This window comes from Terribacillus sp. FSL K6-0262, from assembly GCF_037977385.1.
In the GTDB taxonomy this organism is placed as follows: domain Bacteria; phylum Bacillota; class Bacilli; order Bacillales; family Amphibacillaceae; genus Terribacillus.
The window spans coordinates 243014-267733 of record NZ_CP150277.1; the positions used below are offsets into that span (position 1 = coordinate 243014).

The 24720-nt window shown below is 50.4% G+C and carries 21 protein-coding genes; 1 reads left to right on the forward strand and 20 read right to left on the reverse strand.

The genetic code is table 11. The features are described 5' to 3' along the window. The 10 genes from MHI54_RS01215 to MHI54_RS01260 all read right to left on the reverse strand — a co-directional run bounded on the left by MHI54_RS01215 (position 1) and on the right by MHI54_RS01260 (position 11733). On the reverse strand, positions 1-756 hold the full coding sequence (locus tag MHI54_RS01215; protein ID WP_095214657.1) for a Stp1/IreP family PP2C-type Ser/Thr phosphatase: 756 nt from the start codon (positions 754-756) through the stop codon (positions 1-3). A gap of 60 nt (positions 757-816) precedes the next feature. After that, positions 817-2160 (reverse strand): 16S rRNA (cytosine(967)-C(5))-methyltransferase RsmB, encoded by a 1344-nt coding sequence (gene rsmB / locus MHI54_RS01220; RefSeq protein WP_095214656.1) that lies wholly within the window; start codon positions 2158-2160, stop codon positions 817-819. Beyond that, the gene (gene fmt / locus MHI54_RS01225; RefSeq protein ID WP_095214655.1) at positions 2147-3097 is read right to left on the reverse strand and encodes a methionyl-tRNA formyltransferase; all 951 of its coding nucleotides are present in this window, start codon (positions 3095-3097) and stop codon (positions 2147-2149) included. The genes rsmB and fmt overlap by 14 nt, the downstream gene beginning before the upstream one ends. A gap of 17 nt (positions 3098-3114) precedes the next feature. Next, entirely contained in the window at positions 3115-5517 is a 2403-nt protein-coding gene (gene priA / locus MHI54_RS01230) for a primosomal protein N' (RefSeq protein WP_095214654.1), read from the reverse strand. Then, complete coding sequence (gene coaBC / locus MHI54_RS01235) at positions 5514-6722, reverse strand: bifunctional phosphopantothenoylcysteine decarboxylase/phosphopantothenate--cysteine ligase CoaBC (protein WP_095214653.1); 1209 nt, start codon at positions 6720-6722, stop codon at positions 5514-5516. Before coaBC ends, priA begins: the two co-directional genes overlap by 4 nt. Positions 6723-6821: 99 nt before the next feature. Next, a complete protein-coding gene (gene rpoZ / locus MHI54_RS01240; protein WP_095214652.1) occupies positions 6822-7019 on the reverse strand; it encodes a DNA-directed RNA polymerase subunit omega in 198 nt (65 codons plus the stop codon). Between the two features lies 1 nt (position 7020). Continuing rightward, positions 7021-7635, reverse strand: a complete 615-nt coding sequence (gene gmk / locus MHI54_RS01245) for a guanylate kinase (RefSeq protein ID WP_095214651.1) — start codon at positions 7633-7635, stop codon at positions 7021-7023. Between the two features lie 14 nt (positions 7636-7649). Then, on the reverse strand, positions 7650-7910 hold the full coding sequence (locus MHI54_RS01250; protein WP_093726648.1) for a DUF370 domain-containing protein: 261 nt from the start codon (positions 7908-7910) through the stop codon (positions 7650-7652). Between the two features lie 183 nt (positions 7911-8093). Continuing rightward, a complete protein-coding gene (locus MHI54_RS01255) occupies positions 8094-8972 on the reverse strand; it encodes a YicC/YloC family endoribonuclease (protein ID WP_158221467.1) in 879 nt (292 codons plus the stop codon). A gap of 118 nt (positions 8973-9090) precedes the next feature. Continuing rightward, positions 9091-11733, reverse strand: coding sequence for a cation-translocating P-type ATPase (locus MHI54_RS01260; RefSeq protein ID WP_340082141.1), 2643 nt, complete (start codon positions 11731-11733; stop codon positions 9091-9093). An 89-nt stretch (positions 11734-11822) separates the two neighbouring features. Here MHI54_RS01260 and MHI54_RS01265 point away from each other — a divergent pair, with 89 nt between their 5' ends. Next, positions 11823-13529, forward strand: a complete 1707-nt coding sequence (locus MHI54_RS01265; RefSeq protein WP_095214648.1) for an NFACT RNA binding domain-containing protein — start codon at positions 11823-11825, stop codon at positions 13527-13529. Here the strand turns inward: MHI54_RS01265 and MHI54_RS01270 are convergent. From MHI54_RS01270 to MHI54_RS01315, 10 genes are all read right to left on the reverse strand, one after another. Continuing rightward, positions 13479-14054 (reverse strand): GNAT family N-acetyltransferase, encoded by a 576-nt coding sequence (locus MHI54_RS01270; RefSeq protein ID WP_340082142.1) that lies wholly within the window; start codon positions 14052-14054, stop codon positions 13479-13481. The two genes, MHI54_RS01265 and MHI54_RS01270, sit on opposite strands and share 51 nt — an antisense overlap. Before the next feature lie 12 nt (positions 14055-14066). Next, positions 14067-15215 carry an amidohydrolase gene (locus tag MHI54_RS01275; protein ID WP_340082143.1) on the reverse strand — a complete coding sequence of 383 codons (1149 nt, stop codon included), beginning with the start codon at positions 15213-15215 and terminating at the stop codon, positions 14067-14069. A 65-nt stretch (positions 15216-15280) separates the two neighbouring features. Beyond that, entirely contained in the window at positions 15281-15892 is a 612-nt protein-coding gene (pyrE, locus tag MHI54_RS01280; protein WP_095214646.1) for an orotate phosphoribosyltransferase, read from the reverse strand. After that, positions 15876-16592 (reverse strand): orotidine-5'-phosphate decarboxylase, encoded by a 717-nt coding sequence (pyrF, locus tag MHI54_RS01285; protein WP_340082144.1) that lies wholly within the window; start codon positions 16590-16592, stop codon positions 15876-15878. The genes pyrE and pyrF overlap by 17 nt, the downstream gene beginning before the upstream one ends. Beyond that, complete coding sequence (locus tag MHI54_RS01290; protein WP_095214644.1) at positions 16564-17499, reverse strand: dihydroorotate dehydrogenase; 936 nt, start codon at positions 17497-17499, stop codon at positions 16564-16566. The genes pyrF and MHI54_RS01290 overlap by 29 nt, the downstream gene beginning before the upstream one ends. After that, positions 17496-18266, reverse strand: a complete 771-nt coding sequence (locus tag MHI54_RS01295) for a dihydroorotate dehydrogenase electron transfer subunit (RefSeq protein ID WP_340082145.1) — start codon at positions 18264-18266, stop codon at positions 17496-17498. Before MHI54_RS01295 ends, MHI54_RS01290 begins: the two co-directional genes overlap by 4 nt. Beyond that, positions 18263-21460, reverse strand: coding sequence for a carbamoyl-phosphate synthase large subunit (gene carB, locus MHI54_RS01300; RefSeq protein ID WP_340082146.1), 3198 nt, complete (start codon positions 21458-21460; stop codon positions 18263-18265). Before carB ends, MHI54_RS01295 begins: the two co-directional genes overlap by 4 nt. Further along, the gene (locus tag MHI54_RS01305; protein WP_340082147.1) at positions 21453-22553 is read right to left on the reverse strand and encodes a carbamoyl phosphate synthase small subunit; all 1101 of its coding nucleotides are present in this window, start codon (positions 22551-22553) and stop codon (positions 21453-21455) included. The genes carB and MHI54_RS01305 overlap by 8 nt, the downstream gene beginning before the upstream one ends. Further along, a complete protein-coding gene (locus MHI54_RS01310; RefSeq protein WP_340082148.1) occupies positions 22550-23830 on the reverse strand; it encodes a dihydroorotase in 1281 nt (426 codons plus the stop codon). The genes MHI54_RS01305 and MHI54_RS01310 overlap by 4 nt, the downstream gene beginning before the upstream one ends. Continuing rightward, the gene (locus tag MHI54_RS01315; RefSeq protein ID WP_340082149.1) at positions 23790-24713 is read right to left on the reverse strand and encodes an aspartate carbamoyltransferase catalytic subunit; all 924 of its coding nucleotides are present in this window, start codon (positions 24711-24713) and stop codon (positions 23790-23792) included. Before MHI54_RS01315 ends, MHI54_RS01310 begins: the two co-directional genes overlap by 41 nt. Positions 24714-24720 lie beyond the last annotated feature (7 nt).

Sequence of the window (24720 nt, forward strand, 5' to 3'; positions counted from 1 at the left end):
CTAAGCACCCTCCCGGACAGGTGTATCAGCCAAATCGGCTATGATCAATGAAATATTATCTTCCCCGCCTCGCTCGTTGGCAATCGTCACGAGCCGCGAAGCAATATTTTCGATCTCTTCCCCGGATGTGAGATATTGCAGAAGCTCCTGCTTATCCAGTTTATTTGATAGTCCATCCGAGCATAACAGCAGGCGGTCGCCAGCTTCCCAGGTGATGGACACCAGATCCATCTCCACTTCCTGATCGGTTCCCAGCGCGCGCAGCAGAACATTCTTGCGTGGATGGTGCTCGGCATCCTGTTCCGTGATCTGGCCTGATCGTACCAATTCATTTACAAGGGAATGGTCTTCCGTCACTTGCTTGAAGCCCTCTTCATTCAGCAGATAGCAGCGGCTGTCCCCGATATGGGCAATCGTCACAAAATCATCCGTACAAACGGCTGCAACAATCGTCGTTCCCATCCCCGACAATTCCTCGCTCTGACGCGACTCTTCATAAACACGAAGATTGACATCCTTGATTGCCTGCTTGATTGCCTCTTCGGCCTGCTTAGGGGAATCGAAGCTCTCTGCTGATTCCCACCAGCTGCGCAAATTGGAAATCGCCAGCTGACTGGCGACATCACCTGCTTTATGTCCGCCCATTCCATCGGCAATCACAGCTAGATGCTGTTTATGGGAATTAGAGAACACTCCGCCTGCATCCTCATTATGACTTCTGATCTGGCCACGGTCGGTAATGAAAAAACCTCTCACGCTTTTCACCTCATCTATATGCAGTCTGTTTGCTGCTCCAAGTTTATCCTACCACATTTCTTACCCTTTTCTAACAAGCCGGACAAGGAAAAAGCCATCCGTATTGAAATCCTGCGGGAAAATCTGCAAACCCGCCTCTGTCAAACCTGGCGCACCCTGAATGGCCTGCGGCAAATCATCACGGAAATCCGGGTCGACTTCGAATTCGGGGTGCTCCATCAGGAAAGCGCGGACAACTTGTTCATTCTCTGCTTGATCTACAGTACAAGTACTGTAGACAAGCTTCCCGCCTATTTTCAAAAGCGGTGCTACCTCTTCCAGTAAGTCAGCCTGAATGGAAGTAAGCGACAATACGTCTTGTTCGGACTTGTGATACTTGATATCTGGTTTTCCCCTGAGCACACCCAGTCCGGAACACGGGGCATCAAGCAAAATGCGGTCGAAACTTTCTTGTTCATGTTTTTCCTGCAGGTTGCGGGCATCTGCCTGGTTGGCCTCGATGATCGTCAGCTTGAGCTTCTCTGCTTTCTGCTGGACCTGTTTCGCTTTCTTGGCATGCAGGTCATATGCAAAAAGCCTGCCTTGATCCTCCATCGTTTCCGCAATATGGGTCGTCTTGCCGCCTGGCGCACTGCACGCATCCAGCACTGTCATACCGGCTGCCGCATCCACCATCCGACCGGCAAGCATACTCGTTTGATCCTGCACGGTAACTTGATTGGAGAGGAATAGGTCGCTTTTCAGGATATTGCCTTTCTCAATGATGATTCCTTGCGCATCGATGACAGAAGGACGGACAGTGAATCCTTGGGATTCCAGTTCCTCCATCGCCTCCTCACGCGAAGTAAGCAGCGGCTGCACCCGGACGCTTATCGGTTTCTCCACCTGATTCACAGCACACATCTCACGCGCTGTTTTCTCTCCGTATTGTGCGATCCAGCGCTCCACCAACCAGCGAGGATGACTCGTCTCCAATGAAATGCGCTCTGCCGGGTCCTTGATCTCATCCAGATCCGGAAAACCTTTTCGCTGCACATTGCGCAGTACAGCATTCACGAGTGATGCAATCCCTTTATGGCCCCGCTGTTTGGCGATTTCGACAGATTCATGGATGACTGCATGATCAGGTACCCGATCGAGCGCGTACATCTGATAAAAAGCAGACAGCAGGAGCCATTTTGCCCATGTTTCCAATTTCTTTGACACAAACTGGCCAAGGAAATACTCCAATGTCAATTTATAAGACAACGTTCCATAAACGATTTCGGTCAGCAGGGCCGCATCCCTGCTGTCAAAATCTTTGTTTCGAATCGCCTGGTCAAGGAGCAGATGGCTGTAACCGCCTTGATCCCCGATCCTGGTCAGCAATGTGACAGCTGTGTCACGCAGTTCATACTTCTTCATGCTCGCCCAGCCTTTCCCCGACTTGCATATCCTTGCCGACACCCCGCAAATAATCACCTGCAGTCATTTGTTTCTTGCCTGCCGGCTGCACCTGGGTCAATTTTACAGCTGTATTGTCCCCGCAAATAACGACGATGCCATCTGACCCGATTGCAGCGATTTGCCCTGGTTCCCCGTCGTACTTCCGTTCCAGAAGCTCGCTCCACCATACTTTGAAGGGCTTCCCTTTATAAGTGGTGAAGGCGACCGGCCATGGATGCATGCCGCGGATATGGTTGAATACTTCCCAATTCGAACGGCTCCAATCAATCACTTCCTGCTCCCGTTTGATTGTCGGGGCAAAGGTCACCTTGTCCTCATCCTGCTTGATCGGGGTCACTTTTCGAGCAAAGATATCAGGAAGGATATCATGGACCATTTCCGCACCCAGGACCGCCAATTTATCATGCATCGTACCAACATGATCTTCCATTGTAATCGGGACGGAACGCTGCAGCAGCATATCGCCTGCATCCAGTTTTTCCACCATGTACATGATGGTGACGCCTGTTTCCGCTTTCCCTTGCTGGATGGCGTAATGGATCGGCGCCCCTCCGCGGAGTTCCGGCAGCAAGGAGGCATGCACATTGATACAGCCATACTCCGGAAAATCAAGCAGCTCCTTCGGCAATATCTGGCCGAACGCAGCCGTTACGATCAAGTCAGGCTCATAGGAAAAGATTTCTTCATAACTTTCCTTGATTTTTTCCGGCTGATAAACCGGGATCCCGTGTTTCAGAGCTTCCTCCTTCACAGGTGAGCTGGTGAGGATGCGTTTGCGTCCTTTCGGGCGATCAGGCTGGGTGACGACGAGCACCACCTCGCAATCTTCCTCTGTCAGCTGTTTCAGTACGGGCACCGCAAAGTCCGGTGTACCCATGAATACGATTCGTTTCATTCTAATAAGCTCCTTTCCTACATGAGCGAATACGGCTGTAAATCAACATGTATTTGCAAATCTTCTTTTTTCCGTGCGTCTTCGTAGTGATGGAGGATCCTCCTGATCACATCCCGAAGGTTCGGTTCGTTTTTGTATTTTACCATGCACTGGAAGCGATATCTATCCTTGATCCGCGCCAGCGGCGATGGAGTCGGCCCGAGTATCCGGACTTGGTCGGACAGATGCTTCCGCAGCAGCTGGACGATCGTCTGTGTCGTCTGCATCGCCTTCACTTGGTTCTGGTGGCTGATGGTCATCAGGGCCAGATAATAGTAAGGGGGATATTGGAAGGTCCGCCGTGTTTGCATTTCCGTTTGGAAAAACGGGCGGTAATCGCCTGCTGCAGCTAATTCGACACTATAATGTTCCGGAGAATAAGTCTGGATGATGACTTCACCGGGCAAACTATGCCGTCCTGCCCTCCCGCTCACCTGTGTCAGCAGCTGGAATGTCTTCTCCGCCGCCCGGAAGTCAGGCAGATGCAGCATCGAGTCCGCTGCCAGGACACCTACAAGGGTCACTTTTTCGAAATCCAGCCCCTTAGCGATCATCTGGGTGCCGAGCAGAATATCAGCCTCGCCTCTGCCAAAGGCCCCAAGCAGTTTTTCATGTGCACCTTTTCTTCTTGTCGTATCGACATCCATCCGAATGACACGTGCTTCCGGGAGCAGCTGCGTCAGCGCTTCTTCCACCTTTTGGGTACCCGTTCCGAAGTAGCGGATCGTATCACTCTCGCAAGCCGGACAAATCGAAGGAATCGGCTCTTCATAGCCGCAATAATGACATTTTAGCTGTTCACTGCTCCGATGGTAAGTCAATGTGATATCACAGTGCGGGCACTCCACCGTATGTCCGCAGTCGCGGCACATGACAAATGTGCTGTAGCCGCGGCGATTCAGGAACAGTACGGTTTGTTCCTTCCTGACGAGCCGCTCCTTCATCTGTTCCAGCAAATCCCGGGAAAAGATCGATCGGTTGCCTGCATGCAGTTCATCACGCATATCGATGATCTGATAATCCGGCATCGCCGCCTGGTTCACACGTTCCGGCAGCTCCAGCATATGGTAGACTCCTTTTTCAGCTCGGGCAAACGATTCCAGGGACGGAGTCGCACTGCCAAGAACAATGGGAGCATGATGATATTTCCCGCGAAAAACAGCAATGTCCCTGGCGTGGTATTTCGGATGATCTTCCTGCTTGTAGCTTGTTTCATGCTCTTCATCAATGATGATGATACCTACATTCTCGAAGGGAGCGAAGATGGCAGATCTTGCGCCTACAGCCACTTTCACCTGCTTGCGCTGAATTTTCCGCCACTCATCATATTTCTCACCAGCGGATAATGCACTATGGAGAACGGCAACATCAGAACCGAATCTTCCTTTGAATCGATTCACTGTCTGGGGGGTAAGTGCAATTTCGGGAACGAGCACAATGGCTTCCTGACCTTTTTCCAGTACCTGCTGTATGGCCTGCAAATATACTTCCGTTTTCCCGCTCCCCGTCACGCCATGCAGCAGGAATACCTCATGTGATTCTGTCTGGATGCTTTCCAGGATCGGTTCGAGTGCTTTTGCCTGTGAATCGGAAAGCTGCAGCGGCTTTGTGCGTTCAATCTGCCTATCCTCGTATGGATCGCGGAGCACTTCCTTGTCATATGTCCGGAGCAAGCCCGCTTCCAGCAATGGCTTGAGGGTAGAAGCTGTCGTCTCATACATGTCGAGCAATTGCTTCTGCGCGATCGGTGCTGGCTCTTCGATGAAATGCTCAAGCAGCGCTCTTTGTTTCATGGCACGGGCATTCACGGACTCCAATGCCTCCTGAAGTTCTTCTGCACTCTTCTTGGCATCCACCATCCGGATTGTTTTCTTCGTTTCCTTGGAGTTGACTTGATAGTGCAGCTCGATCTGCCCGGCCTTGATTGCTTGCTGGAGCGTGGCCAAGGATACGCCGCTATGCTCGAACTGTTCGAAATCAGCAGTGTCTCCCTCCAGGAACAGCGGCTGCAGTGGTTCTGGCACCTCCCCTGTCCGAATGAGCAGTTTCCGATATTTCGCCTTCATTGCTTGGGGCAGCATCGCCTGGAGGGCAGTGATGTGGAAGCTCAAAGTCTGCTCTCCCATCCATACTCCCAAATCGAGCAATTCAGGTGTCAGTGCCGGAAGCAAATCCATCATTTCCTGTATTTCCTTGAGCCTGTCCACTTCGGCAGAACTGCCGATCTCCAGGACAAAACCCATGATGCGGCGATTTCCGAAAGGTACGACGACACGCATGCCCGGCTGCAGGACGCCGATCATATTCTCGGGAATCAGATAATCATACACGCGGTCGGTCTGACTGGCCGGGACGTCGACAACAACCTTCGCGATGTTCATTTTCTGTCAGCCTCCATATCTTCCAGGATTTCATCCAAAATCCGGTGAGCGATCTGTTTCTTCGTTTCAGAAGGGAGATGCTTTTCCTTGCCTACTTTATTCAAGTAAATCACTTCATTGGTGTCGGACTGGAAACCGCTGTCCGCTTTCCCGACTGTATTAACGCAAATGGCATCCAGCCGCTTGCGCTCTAGCTTGCCTTTGCCGTATGCCACGGCGTTATCTGTCTCTGCCGCAAAGCCGACAAGGAATTGATGCTGCTTCCGCTGTCCAAGCGTTTGAAGGATATCGGTCGTTCGTTCCATTTCAATGGACAAATTGCCATCCTTTTTCTTCATTTTGGAATCAAATGTCCGCGCCGGCCGGTAATCGGCGACTGCGGCAGCTTTAATGACAATGTCCTGCTCTTCATAAACTGCCAGCACTTGCTCGAGCATCTCCTGGGCGCTCGTGATATCCAGCCGCTTGACTCCCTGCGGTGCAGCCAGCTGGGTCGGTCCGCTCACAAGGGTGACGTCTGCCCCGCGCTTTGCGCAAGCTTCGGCAAGGGCATAGCCCATTTTGCCCGAGGAATGATTCGTAAAGAAACGAACCGGATCGACCGATTCCTGCGTCGGCCCGGCAGTGATCAACACGCGTTTACCTTCCAAATCACGTTTGGACTCCGTTTGTTCTTCAAGGATCCGGATAATGGACTCCGGCTCCTCCAATCTGCCTTTGCCGACATAGCCGCATGCCAGATAACCTGCTTCCGGTTCGATGAAGCGATAGCCCCAATCATCCAGCTGCTGCACATTACGGATTACGGCAGGATGCGCGTACATATGGACATTCATGGCAGGCGCTATATAGACAGGGGCCTCGGTCGCAAGCAATGTCGTCGTCAGCATATCATCCGCGATACCATTGGCAAGCTTCCCGATCAGGTTGGCTGTTGCCGGAGCCAATAGGAATATATCTGCCTTATCAGCCAAATCGATATGGGCGATTTTTTCCGGATGCTTTTCATCAAAAGTATCCATATATACCGGGTTACGGGATAAGGCTTGGAACGTAAGCGGCGTTACGAATTCGGCGGCATGCTTTGTCATGATGACATGCACATCCGCTCCCTTTTGCGTCAGTTTGCTAGTCAGTGCACAGGCCTTATATGCAGCGATCCCTCCGGACACACCCAGACAAATCGTTTTTCCTGCTAAATTCATTTCGCTTCCCCCTTCTGATGGACAATAAGAAAGAAACCCCCGCTTGGTGTTCACCATCGCGAGGGCATCTCAATCGGATGCACCTGGCATCCTCACCGTTTATTCTTCTGTATATTCCAATTGGTCAGCTTGAATTTCTTCCAGGGCAATACCAACATATTTATGCGATTTCGGGTTTGCAATCTTCGTTGTTTTCGTCTCCTGCAGCTGACGTGCACGCTGCGATGACAAAGTAACCAAAGTGTATTTAGAATTGATTTTTTCCTGTAGTTTATCGATAGACGGTTCTAGCATCATATCAATTTACCTCCAATGCTTTCTTGTATTCTTTTGCGACACGCTCGCGTTTGCAATGTTCGCTCTGGACGATGGACTGGATTTTCGACACGGCATTGTCCAGCTGATCATTGACGACGACATAATCATATGCATCCATCATCTCGATTTCATCCCGGGCTGCATTCAAACGATTCTTCACAAGATCCGGTGTTTCCGTACCTCGGCCGACGATGCGGTTTTTCAATTCCTCGAGACTCGGCGGAATGAGGAAAATGAAAACGCCCTGAGGGAAGTTCTCTTTCACCTGAAGCGCACCCTGGACCTCGATTTCAAGGAAGACATCATGGCCTGCCTCCAATGTCTCTTCTACATAATCACGCGGAGTGCCATAATAGTTATCCACATACTTCGCGTATTCCAGGAGCTTATTCTGTTCGATCAGCCCCTCGAATTCTTCCTTCGATTTATAGAAATAGTCCACCCCATCTTGTTCGCCCGGCCGCATGTTCCTGGTTGTCATGCTGATTGAGTAGCGAAGATGTGTGTCCTGTTCGAATAAAGCCTTCCTTACTGTCCCTTTTCCGACACCGGAAGGTCCGGACAGGATGAAAAGGATTCCTTTCTGTTCAATCATGTGCTTCCTCCTAGCTATTCCTCAGATAGTTCATCGTCACGCAGGACACGCTGTCCCACCGTTTCAGGCTGTACTGCCGAAAGGATGACGTGATCACTATCAGTGATGATGACAGCTCTTGTTCGCCGACCATATGTAGCATCCACCAGCTTATTCGCATCACGGGCGACCGTGATGATGCGCTTGATGGGAGCCGATTCAGGAGAAACTATCGAGATAATCCTGGTTGCAGAAACGACATTTCCGAACCCGATATTGATCAATTTCAGACTCATCATGCTTCTCCCTTCCTGCTGTACTGCTCTTTTGACTGGCGCTGCAAAATAATTATAATGATCTCTCCATCAAACAGAGGGATGATTATAATTATTTTACCTTTATCATTAAATAAAACATACTCATTCTACTTAATGAGACTATCCTATATATTATAAGTATACTCATGCATAAACTCAATACTATTCTATATTTTGCACTTGCTCTTTTATTTTCTCCAGCTCCGATTTCAGGCTGACAACGATTATACTGATGGAAGAGGCAGTCGACTTGGAACCGATCGTATTCACTTCCCGCTGCATTTCCTGCAGGATGAAATCACATGTCCTGCCGACCGCCCCCTCCTTCTCCAGGTTTGCAGCAAGCTGATCCAGGTGACTCTCCAGGCGAATGAGCTCCTCTGTTATATCGCCTTTTTCAGCAAGCAGTGCGATCTCCTGATGCAGGCGGCTTGTTTCCGGTAGTGCGCCGTCAACATAGCTTGCAATCCGGTCCTGGATGCGCTGCCTATATGCATCCATCACTTGGGGACGCAGCTCTGTCAGCTGTTTCAGCATCGCTTGAATGGCAGACATCCTGTTTCGGATATCACTTGCCAAAGCAGTTCCCTCTGTCGTACGCATCGATAGGAAAGCTTCCAGTGCTTCATCCAGCGCCTGGCCGACCAAATCAGGCAGTTCTGTCAGTTCGGGCTGCGCTTCTTCCACAAGGATATCCTCCGATTGCAAAAGCAGTGTGTCGAGGCTGATTTCGCCACGCAAATCAAAAGCGGATCTTATAGCCTTCAGCTTAACCATATAAGCCTCCGCCAATTCCCAGTCAATGGATATTTCACGTTTTTTCAATGCCCCGCCTTCCACATCCACTGACAGCTCCAGCTTCCCCCTGCTGACGTTTTCCTGCAGCCGCTCCTTCACAGCTGTCTCTAAAAAAGCAGCCGCTTTCGGCAGCTTGCATTTGATATCCAGATATCTGGAGTTGACACTCTTCAACTCGGCTGTAACCGTCAGGCTGCTTCCGGACGCTGTACCTCTTCCATATCCTGTCATACTTTTAGTCAAGCTGATCCCTCCGGCTTTTTGGTAGTCACAGTGTATCAAAATCCAGCCTGTTTGTCCTGCTTCAGCAACGAACCAAAAAAAAAGCATGCTGTCCGGATCAACAGCATGCCCGATGGACTTATCTTTTAATAAAACCAAATAAAACAGTCGGCACTGCACTAAGGGACAAAATCAGCATCCAGTCACGCATGAGCAGATCTGTCGTATGGAAAATCGGCTGCAGCGGACTGACGTAGATGACGGCGAGCAAGAGAATGATGGAGGAAAGAACGGCTCCGATAAGCCAGACATTCCCCAAAGGATTACGAGCGAATACCGATTTTTCACTCCGGCAGTCAAAAACATGGATCAGCTGTGCCATTACCAATGTAGCGAACGCTGCTGTCTGTGCATAAATGAGTCTTTCCGGATCTCCTTGATACATCAGCATGAAAGCAATGATGGTAACCGATCCGATCAAAATACCGCGAGTGACGATTTTCGTCCCCAGCCCTCTGGCAAACACCCCTTCATTCGGATGGCGCGGCTTTTGTTTCATCACTTCATCCTCCGCTTTGTCCATACCAAGGGCAATAGCCGGCAGACCATCCGTCACCAAGTTCACCCATAAGATCTGGATAGGGACAAGCGGCATCGGCAATGCCAGAATCATGGCAAACAGCATGACCAGGATCTCACCTACATTGGAGGCCAGCAGGTAACGTACAAACTTCCTTATATTGGAGTAGATTGTGCGTCCTTCCTTGATAGCTGCTTTGATCGTGGCAAAGTTATCATCCATCAATACCAGCGCGCTTGCCTCCTTGGATACATCCGTACCCGTCACACCCATGCTGATGCCGATATCACTGGCTTTGATTGCCGGCGCATCATTGACACCGTCCCCAGTCATGGCAACGATATGGCCCACCTTTTGCAAAGCTTGGACAATCCTTAGCTTATGCTCCGGCGTAACCCGGGCGAACACATACATTTTATCCACATCTGCCTGCAGCTCTTCGTCTGACATATGATCCAGGTCCTTCCCCTCCACCACCTTTCCGCCAGGCGGCAGGATGTGCAGCATATTGGCAATCGCCGTTGCCGTTTTGACATGATCCCCTGTGATCATGATCGTTTTGATGCCGGCTTTGCGGCAATCGATGATGGCATCCCTTGCTTCCTTGCGCGGCGGATCGATCAAACCGTTCATCCCGATGAAGATCATTTCTTTTTCCAGCTCTTCTTCTTTCGGTTCGTAGCCTGCCGGGAAATGGCGGACACAGATAGCAATCGTCCGAAGCGCTTTGGCTGCCATTTGATCGACAGCTTGATATAATTCCTTCTTATCTTTGTCGGCAAGCAGCTTTTTCTCCGTTCTGTGATATGCGGCTTTTTCGATTAAAATATCCGGCGCTCCCTTGGTGATTGCAACCAGGTTGCCTTCTGGATTCCTTACCAAGACGGTCATCCGTTTGCGTTTGGAATCAAAAGGTATTTCATGCACGATTTCATAACCGGAAAGCTTGTCTTCCTCGATTCCTGCTTTCTTGCCAGCGACAACCAATGCACCTTCAGTCGGATCACCATCGATCATCCAGCGTTTCTTTTTCCGGAATACCTTGGCATGGCTTGATAATACGCCATATCGAAGGAATTGATACAAAGTTTCCTCCTTTGAATCTTTTCCATCCCGGTAAAAACCGCCAGATGGATCATAGCCATCCCCAGTGACCGTGTACGTATTTCCATCCAGGTAAATCTCCTTGACCGTCATTTGGTTTTCGGTGAGTGTCCCGGTTTTATCTGAACAGATCACCGTAGCGGAGCCGAGGGTTTCCACTGCGGATAATCGTCTGACGATTGCCTTCTGCTTGATCATTCGCTGTACGCCGAGCGAGAGGGCGACGGTCACGATTGCCGGAAGACCTTCCGGAATGACAGCAACCGCAAGGGATACGCCGGCAAGCAGCATCTCGTATACAGGATTGCCGCGGTAGACGCCTGCCAAGACGGTCAAAGCTGTCAGGAGCAAGGCGATGACGATCAAGACCTTCCCCAGCTTTTCCAGCCTTCTTTCCAGCGGCGTCTGCTTACGTTTCGTGTCTACAAGCATTTCAGCTATTTGACCGACAGCCGTATCGGAGCCTGTCCCAATGACAATGCCGGTACCGCTTCCCCTTGTGACAAGCGTGCTCATGAAGGCGATATTCAGCTGATCCTGAGGCCCCAGCTGGTCAGAGTCGAGTTTCTCCGTCACCTTGGCTACCGGCAGCGATTCCCCGGTAAGGGCTGATTCCTCCGTTTCCAAGCTTGTCACGGAAACCAAGCGCAGGTCAGCAGGCACACGGTCGCCCGCCGACAGCGATACAATATCACCGACCACCAGTTCAGCGGACGAAATTTTTTCCCATTGTCCATCACGCAGCACCCTGGCCATCGGTGCATTCAATTCCTTCAGCTTGCTGAGTGACTTCTCGGCATTCCTTTCCTGGAAAAAACCGATCAGCGCGTTCAGCACGACGATCAGCAGGATGGCGATACTATCGATATACTCGCCCAGCATACCTGAAATGACTGTCGCAACAAGCAGCACCAGAACCATGAAGTCCTTGAATTGTCCAAAGAACAGCGCAAGCTGCGAAATGCCTTTCTCTTCTTTCCATTCATTCCTTCCGTCCCGCTTCAGCCGCTGCTGTACTTCTTTTGTGCTAAGTCCTTTGTGAGGATCGGAATTTGTTTGTTCAGCTGTTTCATCTGCTGAAATCTGATACCATCGCACATTGCATACCTCCACCCTTATTTCTAAAGTAAATGTATGCGTGCTTGTCCGATAAAATGCTATACTAGCAGAGAATGAGGTGAAACATTATGGCATTTGACGGAATCGTAACCAGGGCAATGGCCAAGGAGCTCCACGACACATTGGCAACTGGCCGTTTATCAAAAATATACCAGCCGACCGATACAGAAATCGTGCTCACCTTCCGCAGTCAAGGGAAGAATCACGCACTGGTCCTATCGGCGCATCCGAGCTATGCACGTGTGCATATCACAGACGATACTTACCAAAATCCGCAGAACCCGCCAATGTTCTGCATGCTTCTAAGAAAGCATCTGGCAGGCGGATTCCTGGAAAAAGTGGAGCAATATGAGAACGAACGGATCCTCCAGCTGAGCTTTGTCAGCAAGGACGAGCTTGGAGACACGACATCCAAGCGGATCATCATGGAAGTGATGGGAAAGCATAGCAACATCATGCTGGTCGATAACGAAACGGACATGATCATCGACAGCATCAAACATATATCCTCCAGTGTGAACCGGCACCGCACCATCCTGCCGGGGCAGACATACAAACTGCCGCCGAGTCAGGAAAAGCTGAATCCATTTAAGCTGGAAGCCGCCGAGTTTGCTCGGAAGCTGGACTTCAATGCAGGGAAAATGAACAAACAGATTTTGAACCTGCTGCAAGGCGTATCTCCTGTTTTGGCCAATGAACTCGCAGAACGGGCCTATATGGGCGATACAGAAAAATATGCGGAAGTTTTCGCCGGATTCTTCGAAAAGCTTAAGCAGGATGATTATGAGCCTACTTATTTCAAAGGCAAAAAAGAAGACTTTTATGTCATGGATCTCACTTCCATCGAAGGCAGCCGGGAACATTATGATTCGATGAGCGAGCTTATCGACAGCTTCTACTCCGGAAAAGCAGAACGCGACCGGGTCAAACAGCAGGCAGGCGACTTGATCCGCTTCCTGAAAAATGAACGGGAAAAGAACATCCGCAAGCTCAGCATCCACGAGAATACGCTGAAAAAAGCCGAAGAAGCGGACATCTATCAGCGTAAGGGAGAATTGCTCACAGCCCATATGCATCAAATCAAGCAAGGTGATACCGAAGCTGTCGTCACGGATTATTATGATCCGGAACAAAAGCAGCTCACCATTGCACTAAACCCGCATAAAACACCGAGCGAAAACGCCCAAAGCTATTTCAAACAGTATAACAAGCTGAAGAAATCGCGTACGATGGTCGAATTGGAGCTGGAAAAAACGAATGCGGAAATCGACTATCTGGATCAGCTGATCCAGCAGGTCGAAGGCGCCCGGGAGCAGGATGTCGAGGAGATCCGGGAGGAGTTGCGGGAGCAAGGTTATCTGAAAGCAAAAACGCAGCAGAAGAAAAACAAGAAATCAAACCTTCCAGAACCGGAAACATACACTGCAACCGACGGTACGACCATACTTGTGGGACACAATAACAAGCAGAATGAATATTTGACGATGAAGCTTGCAAACAAGCAAGATACTTGGCTTCATACGAAGGATATCCCAGGTTCCCATGTGGTGATCCGCTCTGCAGAACCGTCCGAGGAAACGTTGGAAGAAGCAGCTAAACTGGCTGCGTGGTTCAGTAAATCCAGACTTTCCTCCTCTGTGCCTGTCGACTACACAAAGATTCGGCATGTGAAGAAACCGAATGGCGCCAAGCCTGGTTTCGTGACATATGACCAGCAGAAGACATTATACGTCACGCCGGAGGAGAATCTCGTAAAACGATTGGCAAATAAATAAGGAAGTGCGCTCTGACAGCGCACTTCCGTATTTTATTATCTTGTAATAAAAGTTGCCGGCCAGATATGTACCGTATGCATCCTGTGCAAAATCCGGCACTTCCCCAAACAATACATACCCCTCCGACTTATAAAGCTTATTGGCAGGTCCCTCTTTTTCCGTATCAAGCAAGAGCAAGGTCTTGCCATCTTGCTTCGCCACTTGCTCCGCATGCTGCAAAAGATTCCTGGCAACGCCTTTCCTTCTCGCTTTCGGACTTGTCATCAATTTGGCAATTTCCGCCCGATGCTGCCCGTTTTCCTTATCGCTGTAATGGAGTTGGACAGTCCCGGCGATTCGGCCGTCAAGCAAAGCGATGAACAGACGGACATGTTCCGATAGCACTGACTTCCAATAGTTCAAAGCAGTCTCTTTGCTCATCGGATGCAAGTAATTCATCGATGCACCGTCAGCGACAACAGTTTGGAACAGACTTGCCAGTTCTTCTTTACATGGTTCGATCTGTGTGATTTCTTGGAATTCCATAAGTCCTGCCTCCTATTCGGATAAAATTCGCTTCAATGCCTCTGGCGCAATTCCAGCGAAATACCGAGCTGCCGGAAGCAAAGCAGCTTCTTGTAATGTATATCGTGCATGATGGAGGCCATATTCCTGTTCCACGCCTATCCGCACAAATGCTCCTTTGATTTTTTCCTGGTAAAAAGAAAAGTCTTCTCCTCCTGCAGAAGGCTCTAACACAGTCACTTTATAGCCATTTGACTTTGCTTTCTCCATCAGGAATTCCGTCCATGCCGGATCGTTATCGACCGATGGCGGGCCTGCTTGATAATCCAGTTCTGCTTCAGCACCATGAGAAGCCGCCTCATATCTGACGAGCAGATCCATCTGCTTTCGAATCTCAGAGCGGACATCTTTATTGAATGTCCGTACTGTTCCTTCAAGAAAGGCTGTTTCCGGAATGACATTCCAGGTGGAGCCGCTATGGAACTGCGTTACACTTATCACGCCGCTTTCGGTAGCGGGTATTTGTCTGCTGACCAGAGTCTGGAGACGATGGATGATATCCATCCCCACAATAATCGGATCCGTGCCAAGATGAGGTCTGGCAGCATGGGCTCCTTTTCCAGTGATGGTGATTCGGAACCGATCGACAGCGGCTGACAGAATACCTGGTTTTGTGCCAAGCTCTCCCAATGCCAAGTGAGGATCATTATGTAAGCCGAATATAGCTTGTACATCATCCAGCACACCAGTTTGTAAAACTGCTTGAGCACCGGTGGCGGTTTCTTCGGCTGGCTGAAAAATAATTTTCACCGTACCTTCCAGCTCCTCCTGCTGTTCCTTCAGCAATAAAGCTGCTCCCAGCATGACAGCTGTATGAAAATCATGACCGCAAGCATGCATGACACCTGGATGGACCGAACGAAAAGTCTCCTCTGCTTCTTCCTGAATCGGCAATGCATCGATGTCTGCTCGCAGTGCGATCACCGGACCAGGTTTACCAGCAATCTGTGCTACCACACCTGTTTCAAGTGAAGTATCGAGAATATCAATCCCTGCTTCCTCCAGCCATCTGCGTATACGCTCCGTCGTTTTGTATTCCTCGTGTGACAACTCAGGAAATCGATGCAGCGTACGCCTTGCTTCAATCAGTTTTTGTTCTAATGAGTTCTGAAATGCTGTCATCTTGCTCACATCCTTTTCTACCAGACTACCATAACCAATAAAAAAAGGATGCATATCTGCACCCTTTATAATGTATTACGCCAGTCCAGCAGTTCCTCTTTCTCCCGAGAAGTTATCGTCCCTTTTTCGACCAGTATATCCGCAAGCGCATCAAAATCAGTCAGCGTCTCAAATGGCACGCCAGCCGCTGAAAAATTATCATCCGCTTTCTTCAAATTATAACTGAAGATTGCCAGTACCTTCGTGACAATAGCTCCGGCTTCCTTTAGTGCATCGACAGTGTTGATGACTGAGCCACCAGTTGAAATCAAATCCTCGATGACGACGACATGTTTGCCTGCAACGTCAGCTCCTTCAATTTGATTGCCTTTTCCATGGCCTTTTTTGCTGGATCTAACGTAGACCATCGGCAGATTTGCTTTATCGGCAAGCCATGCCGCATGCGGAATCCCGCCTGTCGCACATCCGGCGATCATTTCGGTTTCCGGCAATTCGGCAAGCTTCTTCTGGAATTGTTTTGCTATGGCTGTGCGCACTTCCGGATGCCCCAATGTCAGCCGGTTATCACAGTAAATCGGCGAGTGGATGCCAGATGCCCAGACAAAGGATTTAGTGGGATCAATCTGGATCGCATCGATAGCCAGCAATGCTTCGGCAATATTAGTTGTAGTTGTCATAGTTTTTCCACTCCTCGATCACTCGTTCGTATGCTTGTTTCGGATCGGCAGCTGCCGTTACGCTTCTGCCGATCACCAAATAGTCCGCTTGCATTTTCCTGGCGTCCGCAGGTGTTGCAATGCGATGCTGATCGTTTTTGGCAGAGCCGGCAAGCCGTATCCCTGGTGTGACAGTGAGAAAGTCCGCTCCGCAAGCCGCTTTGATGCTGGCTGCCTCATGCGGGGAGCAAACCACGCCATCAGCACCTGCTTTTTGGGATAGCTCTGCCAGATGGAGCGCATATGCAGCCAGTTCCATCGGCTGCTTTAAATCGCTCTGTACCGTATGTTCATCCATGGACGTCAGCATCGTGACAGCTATTAATTTAGGTATCTTGCTGCTGGCTCCTTGCGACAGGCCTTCCTTTGCCGCTTCGATCATTTTAAGTCCGCCCAAGGCATGGACGTTGACGATATCCGCGCCCAGTACTGCTAGATTGCGCATGGCGCTTTTTACTGTATTCGGGATATCATGCAGCTTCAGATCAAGGAAAATCGGATGATCATTCTCTTTCAGCTGGTGAATGATGGATACCCCTTCTCGATAGAAAAGCTCCATGCCTACTTTCACCGGTACCCCGGTAAGCTCATGCCGGGCAAGGAATTGCAGCGCTTCTTCCCCGGTCGGGAAATCAAGCGCGAGATAGATTGGTGCCTGCATGTTCATGCCCCTTTCCGATGGCGTCCTCGACACTGGCAAAGCCATATTTTTGCAATACATCCGGCAAGTTCTGGATGATTTCAGGGCAGATGAATGGATGCTGGAAATTGGCTGTACCGACTGCCACTGCCGATGCTCCGGCGAGAAGGAATTCCAGTACATCCTCGGCCGTCGTGACACCGCCCATGCCGATGATCGGCAGATTGGTCATCTGGCGTATTTGGTATACCATACGGATGGCAACCGGTTTTACGGCCGGACCGGACAAGCCTCCGATTTTGTTGGCAAGCAGCGGCTTCCTTCCAGCCAGGTTGATTTGCATGCCTGTCAATGTATTGATCAGTGACAAGCCATCGGCTCCGCCTTCTTCGACGGCACGTGCAATGACTGTTATGTCGGTGACATTCGGTGAAAGTTTGACGTAAAGTGGTACGTCACTCACTTCCTTCACCGCAGCCGTGACCGTTTTGGCTAGTTCGGGATCTGTCCCGAACTGGACGCCTCCTTCTTTCACATTCGGACAGGAGATGTTCAGCTCCAGCGCTTTGATCACTGGATGCTTGCTGATTTTCTGTGCCACTTCTGCATACTCTTCTACGGTGCTGCCGGCTACATTGGCAATGATCGGCGTGTCATATCCGGATAAGAACGGCAGCTCTTTTTCCAGGATCTGATCCACTCCGGGATTCTGCAAACCGATTGCATTCAGCATGCCGGCATTTGTCTCGGCGACACGCGGCGTCGGATTACCGTACCGGGCCGTACCGGTTGCCGCTTTGATGGTGATTGCTCCCAGTAGATTCAAATCATACAGCTCGGCATATTCCTTGCCGAAGCCGAAACAGCCTGAGGCTGGCAGGATGGGATTCTTCATTTCCAGACCTGGAAGATCGACAGCTAGATTCATGAGAGCACAACCTCCTTGGCCCGAAAGACAGGTCCGTCTTTGCATATCTTTTTATAGCCGCTCGGACTATCCGGTGCCGGGACGACACATGCAAAGCAGGCGCCGATGCCGCAGCCCATCCGCTGTTCGATGGAAATGAATCCTTCCCGTTCCTGAAGTTGCGTCGAAACAGCTTTCAGCATGCCGGTGGGGCCGCAAGTAAAGTACTGATCGAAACCGATGGACCCCCTTGCCAGGATATCCGTGACAAAGCCTTTCTCTCCCGCACTGCCATCGTCTGTCGCCAGATGGTAGCTTCCGAGATTCCGGAAAGCTTCTTCATAGAATACTTGCTCTTTATTTTGGAACCCTGCCACCATCGTGACCTCCACACCTTTTTCCTTCAGGCATTGCGCCAGGTAGTACAGCGGAGGGACACCGATACCGCCTCCTACCAAGAGTGCCTTTTCCAGCTGCAGGCCATCGATCGGATAGCCTTGCCCGCAAGGACCCAGCGCATCAAGATATTCGCCGGGCTCTGCTTTGGCAAGTGTATTGGTTCCAGTACCGAGCAGCTTGAAAATGATCGTGATCGTGGAGTCCTGCTTGTTCACACCCGCAATACTGATCGGACGCCGAAGCATATGATTGTTCCCATCTCCGACAAGCAAATGAAGGAATTGACCGGGCAGGATATCCTCCTGCGCCATCTTCCCATGGAAGGTCATTTCCACAGTATCCTTCGCAATCGTTTTTTTGCTGATAATCTGGAGCTGTTCGTTGATCAAGAGAGGATACCTCCTGCAACAACAGGTTTTGCAGTGAATGTCATCGATTCGATGATCGTTGCAATCGCTTTGGCTGTATCCAGGCTCGTCAGGCAGGCAATGCCATGCTCGACCGCTTCACGGCGGATAAGGAAACCATCTGATCTAGGCTGTTTGCCGGAAGTGAGTGTGTTTACGACAAATTGCACCTCGCCATGTTCGATGATGCTGATGACATTCTGCTCGGAAGCGCCTACCTTACCTACTGTCGTGACTGGAAGACCTGCTTCTTCGACTGCTGCGCTCGTTCCTTCGGTAGCGTACAGCTGGAATCCGAGCGCATAAAACAGTTTGGCGATTTCCATCGCTTCTTCCTTATCTTTATCCGCTACCGTAAGCAGGATGGCTCCTTCCTGCGGTACGGACAGTCCGGATGCAAGCAGTCCTTTGTACAGTGCTTTTTCCAGCGTACGGTCATGTCCGATGGCTTCACCCGTTGATTTCATTTCCGGTCCGAGCAGGGTATCGACACTGCGCAGCTTCTCGAAGCTGAATACAGGTACTTTCACATACACATCCTCTGGTTCTGGCATGAGTCCGGAACCATAGCTCATATCAGCTAGCTTTTGACCCAGGATTGCTCGTGTTGCAATATTGGCCATCGTTACGTGCGTGATTTTCGATAGGAAAGGAATCGTGCGGCTGGCGCGCGGATTCACTTCCAGGACATAGGCTTTGTTTCGGTGGATGACGAACTGGATATTGATCAAGCCTTTTACTTTCAGTGCCTTGGCGATTTGCATTGTTGCATCGATGCATTGCTGGCGGCATTCTTCCGATATTGTCTGTGTCGGATAGACGGCGATCGAGTCACCAGAATGGACGCCTGCACGTTCGATATGCTCCATGATGCCAGGTATGATCGTTGTTTCTCCGTCACTGATGGCATCCACCTCCACTTCGATCCCAGTCAAGTATTGGTCGATCAGCACCGGATGGTCATGCCGGACATGCACACGTTTTTCCATGTAATGCTGCAATTCGCCTGCATTATAGACGATCTCCATATTGCTTCCGCCGATGACATATGATGGTCGGACAAGTACTGGATACCCGATTCTTTCCGCTGCAGCTGCTGCATCCTCCAATTTGGTGATGGATGCTCCTTCTGGTTTTGCAATCTTCAATTCCTCGAGCAGCTTTTCAAATTTATCCCGATCCTCTGCGGCATCGATTGCCTCTAATGACGTTCCGAGGATGTTCACCCCGCGGCGCTGCAATCCTTCGGCAAGATTGATTGCTGTCTGTCCGCCGAATTGCACGATCACACCAAGCGGATTTTCCAGATTCACGACGTGCATGACATCCTCCAGTGTAAGCGGCTCGAAATAAAGCTTATCGGATACGCTGAAATCCGTTGAAACCGTTTCTGGGTTGCTGTTGATGATGATTGCTTCATATCCCGCTTCCCGGATGGCCAGGACGCTGTGGACTGTTGCATAGTCGAATTCAATACCTTGCCCGATACGGATTGGGCCCGATCCCAGCACGATGACTTTCTCTTTATCAGAAGCGACCGATTCATTTTCTTCCTCGTAAGTGCTGTAGAAATAAGGTGTCTGTGATTCGAACTCGGCAGCGCAGGTGTCGACCATCTTGTACACAGGCTGAAGACCATTTTCAATCCGGAATTCATATACTTTGTCCTCTGCCGTATTCCACCAATGTGCGATTTCCCGGTCGGAGAAGCCTTTCTGCTTTGCTTCTTTCAATAAATCAAGCTCCCATGGCCGTTCCGCCAGGGCCGTTTCCAGACTGATCAGCGCTTCGATTTTCCAAAGGAAGAACCGATCGATTCTCGTCAGTTCATACAGCTGCTCCACGGCATACCCGCGGCGGAAGGCTTCTGCAAGAACGAACAAGCGCTCATCATCCGCTTTGACAAGCCGGTGCTCCATCTCTTCGTCGCTCATGCCATCCAAGCTGATGGACGCAAGACCATTCGCTTTGTTATCCAGGGAGCGTACTCCTTTCAGCAAAGCTTCTTCCACATTCCGACCGATCGCCATGACTTCCCCGGTTGCTTTCATCTGTGTACCTAATTTACGGTTGCCGCTGACGAATTTATCGAATGGGAAGCGCGGCAGCTTTGCGACCACATAATCCAATGCCGGTTCAAAGTATGCATACGTCGTACCGGTCACCGGGTTTTTGATTTCATCCAACGTCAATCCGACAGCAATTTTGGCAGCCATCTTGGCAATCGGGTAACCTGTCGCCTTGGAAGCAAGCGCACTGGAACGGCTGACACGAGGATTCACCTCGATGATGTAATAGTTGAAGCTGTGCGGATCCAAAGCAAGCTGTACATTACACCCTCCTTCGATTTGCAGCGCTTTGATGATTTTTATGGATGCATTGCGCAGCAGCTGGTATTCCCGGTCACTCAGTGTCTGGGAAGGCGCGACAACGATGCTGTCACCGGTATGGATACCGACAGGATCGATATTCTCCATATTGCAAACGACGATTGCCTGGTCGTTTTTATCACGCATCACTTCATATTCGATTTCCTTGAAGCCGGCAATATTACGCTCGATCAGGCATTGTGTCACTGGTGAGAGCGCCAGCCCGTTCTTCGTGATTTGTTTCAATTCTTCCAGATCATAGCACATGCCGCCGCCTGTGCCGCCTAGTGTATAGGCAGGGCGGACAATGAGCGGAAACCCGATTTCTTCGGAAAATGCAACAGCTTCCTCCACCGTCGTAACGATTTGGCTTTCCGGTACTGGTTCGCCGAGCTGATGCATCAAGTCGCGGAATTGCTCCCGGTCCTCCGCCTGCTGGATTGCCTCAAGGGAGGTACCCAGGAGTTCGACACCATATTCCTTCAGGATGCCTGAGTTATCCAGTGCAACTGCCAAGTTCAATCCAGTTTGACCTCCAAGGGTCGGCAGCAAGGCATCAGGCTGTTCCTTACGGATGATCTTGCTCAGGAATTCCACCGTGAGCGGCTCCATGTAAACCGTATCCGCAACAGTATGGTCGGTCATGATCGTGGCTGGATTGGAGTTGGCCAGGATGACCGTATAGCCTTCTTCACGCAATGCTTGGCATGCTTGTGTGCCGGAATAATCAAATTCTGCTGCCTGCCCGATTACAATCGGACCGGAACCGATGACGAGGATTTTTTGGATATCTGTACGTTTAGGCATAAGTGGCTTCCCCCTTGGCTGTCTGCTTGCTTTGTGCTGTCATTTTCAGAAAATCATCGAATAGATGGCGGGTATCCTCCGGACCTGGTGCAGCTTCCGGATGGTATTGGACACATATCACCGGGTGAAGCCGATGCTTCAGCCCTTCTACAGTGCCATCATTCAAGGCCTCTTGCGTCAGGATAAGATCCGTCGCAGCCAGTGATTCCTTGGTTACTGTAAACCCGTGATTTTGTGAGGTGAGGTAGGTTTTCCCTGTTTCCAGGTCTTTGACAGGGTGATTGGAGCCCCGATGTCCGAATTTCAGTTTTTCTGTATTGGCACCGGATGCCAATGCGATCAACTGGTGGCCAAGGCAGATACCGAAAATGGACACTTGCCCGATCAGCTCACGAATTGCCTGGATGGCCGGCTCCACATCTTTCGGATCTCCAGGCCCATTCGTCAGCATGATGCCATCAGGGTTTAAATGAAGGATTTGTTCGGCAGTGTAATGCCAAGGTACGACAGTGATATGGCAGTCGCGGGCAGCCAGTTCCCGAAGGATGCCATGCTTCATGCCAAAGTCCATGACCACGATACGTTTGCCGCGGCCGGGCACTACATATGGTTTAGCAGTACTCATACGTTGTACTTGATCGTTTGGAAGTGTGATCGATTCCCAAGAAGCGTGATTTTCTAGTGAATCTACTGCTTCTGTCAATCTAGCTTTCATCGCACCTTGCTTCCGGATGATTTTTGTCAGTTTACGAGTATCGATACCTGCAATACCAGGAATCTGATGGAACTGCAGGAAACCGTCAATTGTATGCTGTTTACGGAAATTGGAGGGTGCGATACTGGCTTCTTTTACGACTAGCGCTTGAATGGATGGCTGAATGCTTTCGAAATCATCGCTGTTGATGCCATAGTTACCAATCAATGGATATGTCAGCGTCACTATCTGACCGCAGTAGGAAGGATCGGAAAGAATCTCTTGATAGCCTGTCATGCCTGTGTTGAAGACGATTTCCCCAGTCGTTGCGGCATCGCTGCCGAACGCCGTTCCAGAAAATACAGTACCGTCCTCCAGGATTAATTGTCGTTTCTTCATTTTACCGCTTCCTTTCTGTAGACGATTTCCCCGTTGTAAATGGTCATCACCGGCTCCCCTTTATAACGCCAGCCGATGAATGGTGTATTCGTTCCTTTGGATTGGAATTGAGCCGGATCCACTTCTCCCTCAGCCTCTAGATCTAGTACTGTCAAATCTGCCGAAGCTCCCTCTTGGAAACGGCCGAATGGCAGTCCGAATGCTTCGGAAGGCTTGATGGTCAGCCAATCTATCAGCTGATGGAGCGTAAAGATGCCAGTCTCGACAAAATGTGTATGGAGCAAACTGAAAGCCGTTTCCGATCCAACAATGCCAAATGATGCGTCCAGCATGCTGACGTTCTTCTCTTCTGCTGTGTGCGGGGCGTGATCGGTCGCAATCATATCGATCGTTCCATCAAGCAGTCCTTCGATCAAAGCCTGACGATCAGCCTCCGACCGGAGCGGCGGATTCATTTTGAAGTTCCCATCATCCGTTTTGATATCTTCATCAGTCAGCAGCAAGTGATGCGGCGTCACCTCGGCAGTCACGCGGATGCCGGCACGTTTAGCATCCCGGATCACCCGGACCGATTCCTTTGTGCTCACATGACAGATATGATAGTGACAGCCAGCTGCTTCCGCCAGGAGGACATCGCGGGCGATATGTACGGACTCGGACACGCTGTTGATACCTGGCAGGCCAAGTCGCGCGCTTGCTGTACCTTCATGCATGACCCCGCCTGGTACCAGGCTGTCGTCTTCACAATGGGCTACGACCGGTATTCCCAATTCAGCTGCCCGTTTCATCGTTTCGAGCATCATCCCGGCTGACTGGATACCTAGACCATCATCTGTGAAAGCAAATGCTTCCCGCATGTTTTCCATGTCGACGATTTCACGTCCCAGCTGCTGCTTCGTGATTGCCGCATACTGCAGCACGCGGATCACGCCGCTTTCTTCATTTCTTTCCATGATGCTGGCAAGCGTCTCTGGACAATCTGGTGCAGGTCGGAGATTAGGCATCGCAGCGACAGTCGTGAAGCCGCCTCTGGCTGCCGCCTTTGTGCCTGTTGCAATCGTTTCTTTCTTTTCTGCCCCTGGTTCACGCAAATGCACGTGCACATCCACAAAACCTGCTGTCACAAGCTGACCTTCCAAATCTTCCACATGATCTTGTTCTGTTATCTCTATTTGACTGGCGATTTCTTTGATGATGCCATCCTCGATTTTCACCATTACATCTTCCAGTTTCCGATCAGCTGTTAACTGCTTCGCGTTTGTCAAGATTGTAGCCATGCTTGATTCCCCATCCTTCCAATAATGTTAAGATCACTGCCATCCTGGCTGCTACGCCATTTTCCATCTGACGGAAAATCCTCGAGCGTGGTGCTTCAACCAAGCCATCGTCGATTTCGATGCCGCGGTTGACTGGTGCAGGGTGCATGATGATGGCATGACGCTTCATCCTCTTTTCTCTTTCGACAGTCAATCCGTACTTCTCCAGATACCCCGTTTCTTCCCGCTTCGTTTCATGACGTTCAAACTGGATCCGGAGCAGCATCATGACATCACATTGTTCCACTGCTTCATCCATGTCCAGGACCGGTATCCCGATGGTATCGTCCATCCATTCAGGTTTGCCCGCCGCATAGACTTGCGCCCCCAATTTGCACAAGGCCATGGCATTGCTTCTGGCAACACGGCTGTGACGGATGTCCCCGGCAATCACGACTTTCAATCCCTCAAAGCGTCCATATTCCTGGTAAATCGTCATCAGATCGAGCAAGCATTGTGTCGGGTGCTCCCCTTTTCCGTCACCGGCATTGATCACCGGGATATCCAGCCTATCCGCAAGCATTGCGGCTGTGTGCTCTTCTGGATGACGGATGACAAGGACCGAAGCGCCGATCGATTGAAGGGTCTTCGCAGTGTCATAGACGGTCTCGCCTTTGGTCATGCTGGATGCCTCTGCGGCGAAGTCCAGCACTTCAAGCCCGAGTTTCCGTTCTGCTACGGTAAAGCTCATCTTCGTCCGTGTGCTCGGCTCGAAGAAAAGATTGGCTGCAAACAGCTGCTCCCTGTATCCAGATACCCCCTGTGCCTGTATGTCTGTAGCGAGCTGTACGAGCTGCAGCAGTTCCCCTGCGGTAAGATGCTTCATCGATACAAAATGCTTCATGTCCTTC

Coding starts and splice junctions, on each gene's coding strand:
- rsmB (WP_095214656.1), bottom strand. CDS start 2,160: ATGAAGAAGTATGAACTGCGTGACACAGCTGTCACATTGCTGACCAGG.
- fmt (WP_095214655.1), bottom strand. CDS start 3,097: ATGAAACGAATCGTATTCATGGGTACACCGGACTTTGCGGTGCCCGTA.
- priA (WP_095214654.1), bottom strand. CDS start 5,517: ATGAACATCGCGAAGGTTGTTGTCGACGTCCCGGCCAGTCAGACCGAC.
- coaBC (WP_095214653.1), bottom strand. CDS start 6,722: ATGAATTTAGCAGGAAAAACGATTTGTCTGGGTGTGTCCGGAGGGATC.
- rpoZ (WP_095214652.1), bottom strand. CDS start 7,019: ATGATGCTAGAACCGTCTATCGATAAACTACAGGAAAAAATCAATTCT.
- gmk (WP_095214651.1), bottom strand. CDS start 7,635: ATGATTGAACAGAAAGGAATCCTTTTCATCCTGTCCGGACCTTCCGGT.
- MHI54_RS01250 (WP_093726648.1), bottom strand. CDS start 7,910: ATGAGTCTGAAATTGATCAATATCGGGTTCGGAAATGTCGTTTCTGCA.
- MHI54_RS01265 (WP_095214648.1), top strand. CDS start 11,823: ATGGCATTTGACGGAATCGTAACCAGGGCAATGGCCAAGGAGCTCCAC.
- MHI54_RS01270 (WP_340082142.1), bottom strand. CDS start 14,054: ATGGAATTCCAAGAAATCACACAGATCGAACCATGTAAAGAAGAACTG.
- MHI54_RS01275 (WP_340082143.1), bottom strand. CDS start 15,215: ATGACAGCATTTCAGAACTCATTAGAACAAAAACTGATTGAAGCAAGG.
- pyrE (WP_095214646.1), bottom strand. CDS start 15,892: ATGACAACTACAACTAATATTGCCGAAGCATTGCTGGCTATCGATGCG.
- pyrF (WP_340082144.1), bottom strand. CDS start 16,592: ATGCAGGCACCAATCTATCTCGCGCTTGATTTCCCGACCGGGGAAGAA.
- MHI54_RS01290 (WP_095214644.1), bottom strand. CDS start 17,499: ATGAATCTAGCTGTCGATCTTCCAGGTCTGGAAATGAAGAATCCCATC.
- carB (WP_340082146.1), bottom strand. CDS start 21,460: ATGCCTAAACGTACAGATATCCAAAAAATCCTCGTCATCGGTTCCGGT.
- MHI54_RS01305 (WP_340082147.1), bottom strand. CDS start 22,553: ATGAAGAAACGACAATTAATCCTGGAGGACGGTACTGTATTTTCTGGA.
- MHI54_RS01310 (WP_340082148.1), bottom strand. CDS start 23,830: ATGGCTACAATCTTGACAAACGCGAAGCAGTTAACAGCTGATCGGAAA.
- MHI54_RS01315 (WP_340082149.1), bottom strand. CDS start 24,713: ATGAAGCATTTTGTATCGATGAAGCATCTTACCGCAGGGGAACTGCTG.